Below are 11,189 nucleotides of genomic sequence, written 5' to 3' on the forward strand. Positions count from 1 at the left end.
TCACCACGTGTAACGGGGCCGCGCCCGCCTGCCGAACAGCAGGCCGGACGGCTCCGGCGGGGGCGGTGTGCCGGGTCTGAGCGGCCAGGCGAGCAGCATGCCGGCCACGAAACCGACCACGTGCGCCGCGTACGCCACCGTGCCGGCCCCGGACACGCCGTGTCCCGACGAGTACACCGCCTGCAGCACGAACCAGAAGCCCAGCACCAGCCACGCGGGCAGCCTGAGCGGCAGGAAGATCAGGAACGGGACGAGGACCCAGACCCTCGCCCCCGGCCACAGCACGATGTAGGCGCCGAGGACCCCGGCGATCGCGCCCGAGGCGCCGATCAGCGGGTCCCCCGACGTGGCGTTGAGCAGCGCGAAGCCGTAGCCGGCGGCGTAACCGCAGACGACGTAGAAGAGGAGGAAGCGGATGTGGCCCATCCGGTCCTCGACGTTGTTGCCGAAGATCGGCAGGAAGAGCATGTTCCCGAGCAGGTGCAGCCAGCTGCCGTGCAGGAACATCGCCGTGAAGACCGACAGCGGCGGCGACTTGTCGTAGGACGGCGGGGCCACCACGCAGCCCAAGCCGTGCGGGCCCACGCCGACGTCACCCGTCGGGACCAGCCGGGGTATCTGATCGTGGATCAGCTCTCGGGGGACCGCCGCGTAGCGGTCCATGAAGGCCTGCAGATGGCACAGCTGCGCCAGGTCGCTGCCGCCGGCCACGGAACCGGCCAGGCCGGGCGTGGTGACGAACACGAGGACGTTCGCGGCGATCAGCGCGTACGTCACCCATGGGGTGCGGCGCACCGGGTTCACGTCATGGACGGGGATGACCACACAGAAGTAGTGCCCGGGACGGGGCGGGCGAATCGGTGAACGCCGTCGGGCGGGCGTGCGTATCTTCCGTCAACCGACGTGAGGACAGGCGATGAGCGAACGAGTTACTCCCATGCATGCTCTGCCCGACGGTGAGGCGGAGCTCTCCCTGGTCGTACGGCTCCCGTGGGAGGACGTCGCGCGGCTCGGTCAGGAAGCGGGACGGCTCGCTTCGCAGATGCAGCGGCCGGTGACGCTGGACGAGGCGGTGAGCTACCGGCTGCGGTCCGCCCGGCCGACGGCGACGCATGCGAAGCCCTCCGGGGAGCAGCCGGCCGCGGTTTCCGCTCTGCCGCGGATCAGCGGGACGGCCTAGGGGGATCCAAGCGAAGCCCTTAGGGCACGCGAACCTTCGCCGCCGCCTTTCTCGCCGCCACCAGTACCGGGTCCCACACCGGTGAGAAGGGCGGGGCGTAGCCCAGGTCCAGCGCCGTCATCTGGTCCGCCGTCAGCCGCGCGGTCAGCGCCACCGCGGCGATGTCGACCCGTTTCGCCGCGCCCTCCCTGCCGACGATCTGGACGCCCAGCACCCGGCCCGTGCGGCGTTCGGCGAGCATCTTGACCGTCATCGGGGAGGCGCCGGGGTAGTAGCCGGCACGGCTGGTGGACTCGACGGTGACCGTCTCGTACGCCAGGCCCACCCGGTCGGCGTCCTTCTCGCGCAGGCCCGTGCGGGCGATCTCCAGGTCGCAGACCTTGCTGACCGCCGTGCCGACCACGCCCGGGAAGGTGGCGTAACCGCCGCCGACGTTGCTGCCGATGACCTGCCCGTGCTTGTTGGCGTGGGTGCCGAGGGGGACGTACTGCTCCTGGCCGGAGACCAGGTTCAGCACCTCCACGCAGTCGCCGCCCGCCCAGATGTTCTCGTGGCCGCGCACCCGCATCGCGAGGTCGGTGAGCAGGCCGCCGTGGGCGCCGAGCGGGAGGCCCGCGGCCCCGGCGAGCGCGGTTTCCGGGCGGACACCGATGCCGAGGATCACCACGTCCGCGGGATACTCGGCGTTCTGCGTGGCGACCGCGCGGGCCCGGCCGTCCTCCCCGGTGAGGATCTTGGTGACCTCGGCGTCGTTCACCATGGTGATGCCGAGGCCCTCCATGGCCCGGTGGACCAGTCGGCCCATGTCCGGGTCGAGCGTCGACATGGGCTCCCTGCCGCGGTTGACGACGGTCACCTGGAAGCCGCGGTGGAGCAGTGCCTCCGCCATCTCCACACCGATGTAGCCCGCCCCCACGACCACCGCTCTGCGGCCACGCGTGCGTGCCAGCGTGTCCAGCAGGGCCTGGCCGTCGTCCAGGGTCTGCACGCCGTGCACGCCGGGGGCGTCCGCGCCGGGCAGGTCGGGGCGGACCGGGCGCGCGCCGGTCGCGATGACGAGCTTGTCGTACGGCGTCCAGGACTCGGCGCCGGAATCGACGTCACGCGCGCGTACCCGCTGTCCGGCCACGTCGATCTCCGTGACCTCCGTGCGCAGCCGCAGATCGATGCCCCGCGCGCGGTGTTCCCCGGGCGTGCGGGCGATCAGGGCGTCCCTCTCGGGGACGTCTCCGCCCACCCAGTACGGGATGCCGCACGCCGAGAAGGAGGTGAAGTGGCCGCGTTCGAAGGCCACGACCTCCAGTTCGCCGGGCCCCTTCAGCCGGCGCGCCTGCGATGCCGCGGACATGCCCGCGGCGTCGCCGCCGATGACGACCAGCCGTTCCCTGCCGCTGCCGCTGCCGCTGCCGCTGCCGCCCCGCCCACCGCTCATGGTCATGGGAACACGCTACGGGGCGGGGGCGGCGGGAGTGCCGGGTACGGAGGATCCCGGGCCCTGGCGGGAGTGTCAGGGGGGTCTGAGAGAGTGGGGGCATGAGCGCAACGGGTACGCGTACGGGGCATGTCGTCGTCATCGGAGCCGGTATCGCCGGGCTGGCCGCCGCCCACCGGCTGCTCGGGCACGGCATGCGCGTGACCGTACTGGAGGCCTCCGGCCGGGTCGGCGGCAAGCTGCTGCCCGGCGAGATCGCGGGCGTCCGGGTCGACCTGGGCGCCGAGTCGATGCTCGCCCGCCGCCCCGAGGCGGTGACCCTCGCGCGGGAGGTGGGCCTCGCCGGCCGGCTCCGGCCGCCGGCCACCGCGACCGCCTCGATCTGGACCCGCGGCGCCCTGCGCCCCATGCCCAAGGGCCATGTCATGGGCGTGCCCGGCACCGCCGCCGCCCTCTCCGGGGTGCTGTCCGACGCGGGCCTCGCCCGCATCGGGCGCGACGCCGAGCTGCCGCGCACGGAGGTCGGCGACGACGTGGCCGTGGGGGAGTACGTGGCCGCCCGGCTCGGCCGCGAGGTCGTCGACCGCCTGGTCGAGCCCCTGCTCGGCGGGGTGTACGCGGGCGACGCGTACCGCATCTCGATGCGCTCGGCCGTCCCGCAGCTCTTCCAGGCGGCCCGCACGCACGCGTCCCTGACGGAGGGAGTGCGGGAGATCCAGGCCAGGGCCGCCGCCGCCCAGCAGACCGGACCGGTGTTCATGGGCATCGAGGGCGGGGTGGGAAGCCTCCCGCTCGCCGTCGCGGAGTCGGTACGGGCGCGTGGCGGAGAGATCCTGACCGGGGCACCGGTGCGCGAGCTGCGCCGGGCCGGGTCCACGGAGCCGGGCGCCGTGGACGCGGCGTGGCGCGTCGTCGCCGGTGACCGGGTGCTGCACGCGGACGCGGTCGTCCTCGCCGTCCCCGCGAGCGCGGCCGCCGGCCTCCTGCGAGCCGAGGCCCCGGCCGCGGCGACCGAACTCGCCGCCGTCGAGTACGCCTCGATGGCCCTGGTCACCCTCGCCTACCGGCGGGCGGACCTGAGACTCCCCGAGGGCAGCGGCTTCCTCGTGCCGCCCGTCGACGGACGCACCATCAAGGCCTCGACCTTCGCCTCGCAGAAGTGGGGCTGGATCGCCGAGGAGGACCCCGGCGTGGTCGTCCTGCGCACGTCCGTCGGACGGTACGGCGAGACGGAGATCCTCCAGCGTGACGACGCCGCCCTGGCCGAGGTGTCCCGGCACGACCTGCGGGAGGCCACCGGCCTGGACGCCGTACCCCTGCAGACCCGGGTCACCCGCTGGACCGACGGCCTGCCGCAGTACCCGGTCGGGCATCACGCGCGCGTGGCCCGCATCCGCGAGCACGTCGCCAAGCTGCCGGGCCTCGCGGTGTGCGGCGCTCAGTACGACGGCGTGGGCATCCCGGCGTGCATCGCGAGCGCCTACGCGGCGGTGGATCAGCTGGGCGGTGACCTGAGCGGAATCCGGGAGCTCACGGCCAACCCGGTGCAGAGCCTCCACGGCGGGGCGGGAGAATAGGGACCATGAGTGACGACGCCCCCACCACCGAGTCCGGCAGGATCCCGAACAAGGGCAAGCTGGCCAAGGACCTCAACGAGGTCATCCGCTACACCCTGTGGTCGGTCTTCAAGCTGAAGGACGTGCTGCCCCAGGACCGCGCCGGTTACGCCGACGAGGTCCGGGAGCTGTTCGACCAGCTCGCCGCCAAGGACGTGACGATCCGCGGCACCTACGACGTCTCCGGCCTGCGCGCCGACGCCGACCTCATGATCTGGTGGCACGCCGAGACCAGCGACCAGCTGCAGGAGGCGTACAACCTCTTCCGCCGCACCAAGCTGGGCCGCGCCCTGGAGCCGGTCTGGTCCAACATGGCGCTGCACCGGCCGGCCGAGTTCAACCGCTCGCACATCCCCGCGTTCCTCGCCGACGAGACGCCCCGCAACTACGTGAGCGTCTACCCGTTCGTGCGTTCCTACGACTGGTACCTGCTGCCCGACGAGGACCGCCGCCGCATGCTCGCCGACCACGGCAAGATGGCCCGCGGCTACCCCGACGTGCGCGCCAACACGGTCGCCTCCTTCTCCCTCGGCGACTACGAGTGGATCCTGGCCTTCGAGGCCGACGAGCTGTACCGCATCGTCGACCTCATGCGCCACCTGCGCGCCTCCGAGGCCCGCATGCACGTCCGCGAGGAGGTCCCGTTCTACACGGGCCGCAGGAAGGACATCGGGGACCTGGTGGCGGGCCTGGCCTGACCAACGCCCCGAGGGGCAGCGCCCCGTGAGGGGCGCGGGGCTGTCTCGATGTGCGGCTCCGCCGCGTGGGCGCGACCAGCCACGATGACGCCGCGGCCGCCCGACGGCAGACCGGGGCACCCCGGCAGGGCCCCCTAACGCCGGCCACCCCGGAGAGCGCCCCGCGGGGACTCTTTCGCCGCCCCCACCGCCGGAGGCAACCGGTGCGGCGCGCACGAAGCGCGCCGCCCGGGCACCCGCCCCTCCAGCAGGTAGGTGTCGAGATACGCGTTGACGCACTGGTTGGCGCCGCCCCCGATGCCGTGCGTGCCCGCGTCCCGCTCCGTCACCAGCACCGAGTCGGCCAGCCGCCGGTTCATCTCCAGCGCACCCGGATACGGTGCCGCCGCGTCCCGCTCGGCCGCCAGGATCAGCACCGGCGGCAGCTCACCCAGCCCGGTCCGCACGTCCAGCGGCTGCTGGCGGGGTGCCGGCCAGAAGGCGCACGGCAGATTCATCCACGCGTTGTCCCAGGTCTCGAAGGGCGCCATGCGGGCGAGCCGGGTGTTGTCCCGGTCCCACACCTGCCAGTCCGTCGGCCAGGGCGCGTCGTTGCACTCCACGGCCGTGTAGACCGCGTTGCCGTTCTCCGCCTCCGCGGCCGTCTTCGGATCCGGCGCCGCCAGCCGCACCAGCGGCTTCGGGTCACCGTGCAGATACGCCGACAGGGCCTGGGCCTGGCCCGGCCAGAAGTCGTCGTAGTACCCGGCCCGCAGGAACGCGCTCTGCAGCTGGCCGGGACCGACCTTCCCGCCGGCCGCCCTGACCGCCAGCCGCTCCCGCGCGGTGTCATAGCTGCGCTGGACCTTCCCGGCGGTGTCACCGAGCCGGTAGACGTCGTCGTGACGGGCGATCCAGTCCCGGAAGTCCGCCCAGCGCCCCTCGAACGCGGCCGACTGGTCGAGGTTGTTCCGGTACCAGACCTTGGCCGGGTCCGGGTTCACCGCCGAGTCCAGCACCATCCGCCGTACGTGCGCGGGGAACAGCGTCGCGTACAGCGCACCGAAGTAGGTGCCGTACGACGCCCCGAGGAAGGTCAGCCGGTTCTCGCCCAGCGCGGCCCGCAGCACGTCCAGGTCACGGGCGTTGTTCAGCGAGGTGTAGAAGCGCAGCTTGTCGCCGGAGCGCTGGGCGCAGCCGCGCGCGTACGCCCTCGCCTCGGCGACGCGCTCGCGCTTGTACGCCTCGGACGGGTGCGCCGGCGACGCGGTGGGCGCCTTGAAGTAGTGCTTCGGGTCCACGCAGGACAGCGGCGCCGAACGGCCCACGCCGCGCGGGGCGTAGCCGACCAGGTCGTAGGCGGCGGCGATCCGCTTCCACTCCGGGGCCGTGCCGACCAGCGGGAAGCGCATGCCGGAGCCGCCGGGGCCGCCCGGGTTGTAGACGAGGGAGCCCTGCCGGGGGACCTTCCGCTTGCTGTTGTGCGGGTCCTGCTGGGTCGCCAGGGCCCGGCTGACGGTCAGCGTGATCTGCCGGCCGTTCGGGTGGGCGTAGTCGAGCGGGACGGTCACCGTGCCGCACCGCACGTTCTTCGGCGCGTCCGGTACGTCGGCGGGGGAGCACGCGCCGAAGGCGATGCCGGTCGCCCCGGCGCGAGCCGCGGCCACCTCGGTGCCGCGCAGCTCGGCCGCGCCCGGGGCACCGTGCGCCGCCCGGGCGGCGGGCGCGCTGCCTGCAGGGGCCGCGGCCAGGGTGGTCAGGAGCAGGGTCCCGGCGGCCGAGTACAGAGCGGCAGCTCTCATCGCGTATCCCTTCGGTGCAACGGCGGCGATGGCACGGCTGCCACGGCCCGGCGACAACAGAAGGGATATTTCGGTCGACCACAGGGGAAGGCAAGCACCGTCGGGCCGGTGTCGGCGCCAATGCCCCTGTGCGCCCCCGAAGCGCCGTCACTCCCGCCAGGGCTGGTCGCGGTGGGTGAACGCGGCGCGCAGCTCCGGCTCGCCGATCGCGCGGATCCCGCGCAGGGCGACCGACGTGAGGAACGACCGCTCGTCACCGGCCGGCCTGCGGATGAGCGCGCCCAGCAGCCGCTGCCCGGCCGGGGAGGCCCAGCGCGCGTACGGATGCACCTCGAACCGGGCGATGGCCAGGCAGCTCAGGGCCAGCGTGAGGGGCAGGGCGAACCACAGGCCGACCAGCAGCCGTGGCGTCCCCGTCTGGACGGGCAGCAGCAGCGCGGTCACACCGAGCACCGCGACGGCCAGCGCGGCGGCGCGCACCTGGCGGACGGCGGTGCCCACGGTCGTACCGGCGCCGTCGGGGACGGCGAGGCCGGCGCGCACCAGCCGGTCGGCGAGCCGCCGCACGGCCTCGGCGCCGGCCGCCCGCGCCCGCACGGGCCCGATCCGCGACTGTCCCTCAGGCCCTATGGCCCCTATGACGGACTGCTCGATCTCGTCGCGCCCCCGCGGGTCCACCACCGTGGCCCAGCCGGTGTGCGCGAGGAGCAGGCGCCGCTGGCGGGCCATGGAGATCAGGGTCACATCGGCGACCCGGGCCGGGCCGCCGGAGAGGAAGGCGGCCTCGTACAGCGTCAGAGCGTGCTCCCGGTCCGGTGCCGCGGCATCCGTGTCGAGGGCCGCGGCGCGTAGGGCGGCCAGGCACAGCCGGGTGCACGCCGTACCGGCGAAAGCCCAGGCCAGGAGCAGGAGAAGGACCCAGAACATGACGTGTTTCTATGCCAGGGGCCGGGGGGAACACCATGCCCCGTTCAGTATCCGGACACAGTGTTAGCGGTACGTGACGTTCCGTTTCAGCCCCTGGTCAGGGGCTGACCGTCGCGGGCGGCGGGCTGGCGGCGGCGGGCGGCAGGGAGTACGACTCGCCCGCCGAGGGCACGACCGGCACGACGGCGCTCGGGGCGACCGCGGGCGGGGACGGCACGGGGGTGGGCGAGGCCGCCAGGTCCCGCGCGAGCGCCGCGAAGTCGACGTACCCCGTCGCCTCCAGGACCTTGATGTGGTCCAGGACGGTCGCGTTGGCGTCATCGGCGAGATCACGGACCAGGGAGTTCTGGGTGCCGGCCCGGACCTGGGCGACCAGCGCGAACACCCGGCCGTGGGCGAGCCGCAGGATGGCGGCGAACCGGCGGTCGAAGTCCTGCCCCTTCGCCGCCCCGAGGGTGGCGAGCCACTGCTTCTGCTGGTCGTTCGGCTCGTTCGGCAGCGGTACGCCGAGCTGGGTGGCGACGGTGCGCACATGCGCGTCCAGCGAGGTGTGGCCGTCGACGAGGTGCTGGCCCGCGGTGCGTACGGCGGCCGTGGTCCCCTTCTGCTCCGCCAGTTCGCCGGCGGGCAGTTCCCAGAGCCCCGCCAGCCGGACCTTGGTGATGAAGTCCCGGTCCTGTGTGGACAGGGGGCCGTACGGGGTGGTGACGGTCTGCGCGCTCAGCACGTCGGCGCCGACCGGGCCCTGCCGGTCGGCGTACGACCACAGCGGGTACAGCAGCGCCGCCGCGGTCGCCGCCAGGGCCGTGATGACGAGTCCGGTGCCGCTGAATATGCCTCGGCCCTTGACCGGGGGGCGGGGTCGCATGGCGCCTCCTGTAGCGCACCGTACGCGAGTGTGCAGGGGTGGTGCGGCTTGGCATATTACTGCGGGGTTCCGCGCGGGGCCTCGGCCGTCGCGCCTTGTCGTGGCGCGGCCACGGCGCGTCGGCGGCGGCGGGTTCGCCGGGGCCGGCCGCGCCCAACGCGGCGGAGCCGCACATCAAGACAGCCCCGCGCCCCTCGGGGAGCCGCGGTGCCGTCGGCTGCACGGTGCCGCCGCCGTCGGTGAGCGGCTCACCCCTGGTGCCGCTGCAACAGCCTCCGCGCAACGCGGGCCCCCCGCCCGGCATGCCGCGGCGCGGGTCCCGCCCGGTCCAGCCACCACTGCCGCAGCGCCCGCCGGGCCCCCGCGTCCTGTGGCCGCCCGGCCTCCAGCAGATGTCCGGCGAAGTCCAGCGCGTCCCGCCGGTACCCCCCACGCATCGGCCGCACCCGCGCGTACTCCAGGAACGCCCCCCGGTATCCGTCGCCGAGGATCACCGGCAGCTCGGGCGCCACCTTCGCCGCCACATCCGCCCGCTTCGCCGCGAGCGCCCGCGCCTGCACCCCCATCCGCACCCGGTCGAACCCCTCGGGCACCGGCGTCCCGGCCACCAGCGAGGACAGTACGGCGGTCTGGGCGACCCCGACCCGCTCCCGCGCACCGACCGCCGGCCGCGCCAGAACCGCGACACCCCCGCCCGCCGAGCCGATGCCGACGCCAGCGTCGGCGTCGGCGACAGTCCCGTGCGCACGCCCGCGCCCGGCCGTCACCGCCTCCCGGATCGCGGCCAACTCCCGCTCCAGCTCGGACCGTTCCGGAAAGTTCTCGTCCCGTTCCAGCAGGACGCCGGGCGGGACGGTGCGGGAGGCGAGATCGGTGAGGATGTCGAGCACCGGGCGCGGCACGGGGTGCGCGTGGCTGTCGTGCCAGACGCCGTCACGCTCGAAGCCGCCCGCGACATGGACGTAGGCGATCGCCTCCACGGGCAGCGCGCCCAGCGCCTCGGCCGGGTCCTCGCCCCGGTTGACGTGGTTGGTGTGCAGGTTGGCCACGTCGATCAGGAGCCCTACGCCGGTGCGCTCGACCAGCTCGGACAGGAACTGCCCCTCGGTCAGCTGCTCGCCCGGCCAGGAGAACAGCGCGGCGATGTTCTCCAGGGCCAGCGGCACCGGAAGGGCATCCTGGGCGATGCGCACGTTCTCGCAGAGCACGTCCAGGGCGTCCCTGGTGCGCGGCACCGGAAGCAGGTGACCGGCCTCCAGACGAGGCGAGGCGGTGAGCGGGCCGCCCGCGCGGACGAACGCGATGTGCTCGGTGACCAGCGGCGCGCCCAGCGCCTCCGCCCGCTCGGCGAGCGCCGTCAGCCGGTCCCCGTCGGGGCGGTCGGCGCCGCCCAGACCGAGGGAGACGCCGTGCGGGATCACGGTGATCCCGCGCTCACGCAGCCGCACCAGCGATGCGGGAAGGTGACCCGGGCAGACGTTCTCCGCCACGACCTCCACCCAGTCGATGCCCGGCATACGCTCCACGGCGTCCGCTATCTCCGGCCGCCAGCCGATCCCCGTACCCAGTCGCCGCATGGTTCCACCCCTCCTTCGAATGACGGGGGTATGGCCCCGGCGACCGGCCGCGAACCTCCGCCGCCCCGGGTTCAGAGCAACATTTGAGGTTCAGCCCCGCGCCCCCGGGATCCGGGAGAGCGGCCCCGGGCGGCGCAGTGCGGGATGGTCGGCGACGACCGTGCAGCTGCCCGGGGCGATCTCCGTGAAACCGGCGTCCCTGACCACCGGCAGCCCACTGCCGGTCAGCCGGGGCCAGTCGGCGGGGTCCGCCGTACGGACGGCCAGGGCGAAGCCCGCGTCCCGCCAGGCGGTGCGCTCCGCGTCGGGCAGCGCCCACCAGGCCAGCTGGGCGCCGTGCCCGGCCTGGGCCATCGCCTTCCCGGCCGACATCTCCAGCTCGGGGTTCAGCCACAGCACGGGCCGCGCCGGACCGGCCCCGGCGGGCGGCTCGGGGTCGTCCAGCTCGGTGCCGGACACCTGGAGCTTCGCCAGGTCCTTGGGCCAGCCGTCGAGGGGGACCGGCGGGAAGACGCGTACCTCGGCGGACTCGCCGGCCACCGTGATCCCGGGCAGCGCCTCGGCCCGCCGCCACTCGGCGCCCCGGGCCCGCCGGACGACCTTGCGGATCCGCGCGTCCTCCCAGTTCCGCACGGCCTGTGCCCACTCCCCGTCGCCATGGGCCCGCTCGTCCCCGAGCAGTACGAGCACCGCCCGGGCGGCCGTCTCCAGCGCATCGGTACGAGCAGGCGGCGCATTCCGCTCGATCCGCACGACGAGCGGCAGCACGAACTGCGGCGCCTCGTCACGAGGGCTGTGCTCGGCCTGGAAGGGACTGATTCCGGGGGACGGCAGACTCTGGTTCACACCGGTCAACCCTAAGGGGCGGGGGCCTGACGTCTGCGCGGCATGGGCTGTGCCTTAGAGGCTGTGGGCGGTGATGTCGCCGTGGGAGGTGGTGGCGCGGATGTCGAGTGCGGTGGTGCCGTCGTTCTTGAGGGTGTTGGTGATGCGGCCGTAGGCGGTGCCGGCGTCGAGGGCGGCGGAGACGCCGGTGGCGGCGCCGATGGTGATGTCGCCGGACTGGGTGCGCAGTTCGACGGTGCCGTGTACGGCTTCGGTGATGCGGAT

10 protein-coding genes and 1 pseudogene are annotated in these 11,189 nt (G+C 74.0%); 3 read left to right on the forward strand and 8 right to left on the reverse strand.

Annotated features, from left to right (window positions below; genetic code table 11):
* Positions 1-825, reverse strand: a complete 825-nt coding sequence (locus tag ABT171_RS38575; RefSeq protein ID WP_351251171.1) for a rhomboid family intramembrane serine protease — start codon at positions 823-825, stop codon at positions 1-3.
* Positions 826-916: 91 nt separating this feature from the next.
* On the opposite strand from ABT171_RS38575, the gene ABT171_RS38580 reads away from it, so the two are divergent.
* A complete protein-coding gene (locus tag ABT171_RS38580) occupies positions 917-1,180 on the forward strand; it encodes a hypothetical protein (RefSeq protein WP_351251173.1) in 264 nt (87 codons plus the stop codon).
* Between the two features lie 19 nt (positions 1,181-1,199).
* Here ABT171_RS38580 and ABT171_RS38585 read toward each other — a convergent pair whose 3' ends face one another.
* Entirely contained in the window at positions 1,200-2,618 is a 1,419-nt protein-coding gene (locus ABT171_RS38585) for an FAD-dependent oxidoreductase (RefSeq protein ID WP_351251175.1), read from the reverse strand.
* Positions 2,619-2,713: 95 nt separating this feature from the next.
* On the opposite strand from ABT171_RS38585, the gene hemG reads away from it, so the two are divergent.
* Together hemG and hemQ are read left to right on the forward strand one after the other, a co-directional pair.
* Positions 2,714-4,189 (forward strand): protoporphyrinogen oxidase, encoded by a 1,476-nt coding sequence (hemG, locus tag ABT171_RS38590; RefSeq protein ID WP_351251177.1) that lies wholly within the window; start codon positions 2,714-2,716, stop codon positions 4,187-4,189.
* 5 nt (positions 4,190-4,194) lie between these two features.
* A complete protein-coding gene (hemQ, locus tag ABT171_RS38595; protein ID WP_351251179.1) occupies positions 4,195-4,926 on the forward strand; it encodes a hydrogen peroxide-dependent heme synthase in 732 nt (243 codons plus the stop codon).
* Positions 4,927-5,060: 134 nt separating this feature from the next.
* Here the strand turns inward: hemQ and ABT171_RS38600 are convergent, their stop codons facing one another.
* The 6 genes and pseudogenes from ABT171_RS38600 to ABT171_RS38625 all read right to left on the reverse strand — a co-directional run.
* Positions 5,061-6,707 (reverse strand): alpha/beta hydrolase, encoded by a 1,647-nt coding sequence (locus ABT171_RS38600; protein ID WP_351251181.1) that lies wholly within the window; start codon positions 6,705-6,707, stop codon positions 5,061-5,063.
* Between the two features lie 147 nt (positions 6,708-6,854).
* Entirely contained in the window at positions 6,855-7,634 is a 780-nt protein-coding gene (locus ABT171_RS38605) for a TIGR04222 domain-containing membrane protein (protein WP_351251183.1), read from the reverse strand.
* 97 nt (positions 7,635-7,731) lie between these two features.
* Positions 7,732-8,502, reverse strand: a complete 771-nt coding sequence (locus ABT171_RS38610; protein ID WP_351251185.1) for a DUF4142 domain-containing protein — start codon at positions 8,500-8,502, stop codon at positions 7,732-7,734.
* Positions 8,503-8,750: 248 nt separating this feature from the next.
* Positions 8,751-10,079 (reverse strand): MbnB/TglH/ChrH family RiPP precursor modification enzyme, encoded by a 1,329-nt coding sequence (locus ABT171_RS38615; RefSeq protein ID WP_351251187.1) that lies wholly within the window; start codon positions 10,077-10,079, stop codon positions 8,751-8,753.
* 90 nt (positions 10,080-10,169) lie between these two features.
* A complete protein-coding gene (locus tag ABT171_RS38620; protein WP_351251189.1) occupies positions 10,170-10,925 on the reverse strand; it encodes a peptidyl-tRNA hydrolase in 756 nt (251 codons plus the stop codon).
* 54 nt (positions 10,926-10,979) lie between these two features.
* Positions 10,980-11,189: pseudogene (locus ABT171_RS38625) on the reverse strand (DUF4097 family beta strand repeat-containing protein); the annotation flags it as partial.

It is taken from the genome of Streptomyces sp. NPDC001851 (genome assembly GCF_040297165.1).
In the GTDB taxonomy this organism is placed as follows: Bacteria; Actinomycetota; Actinomycetes; order Streptomycetales; family Streptomycetaceae; genus Streptomyces.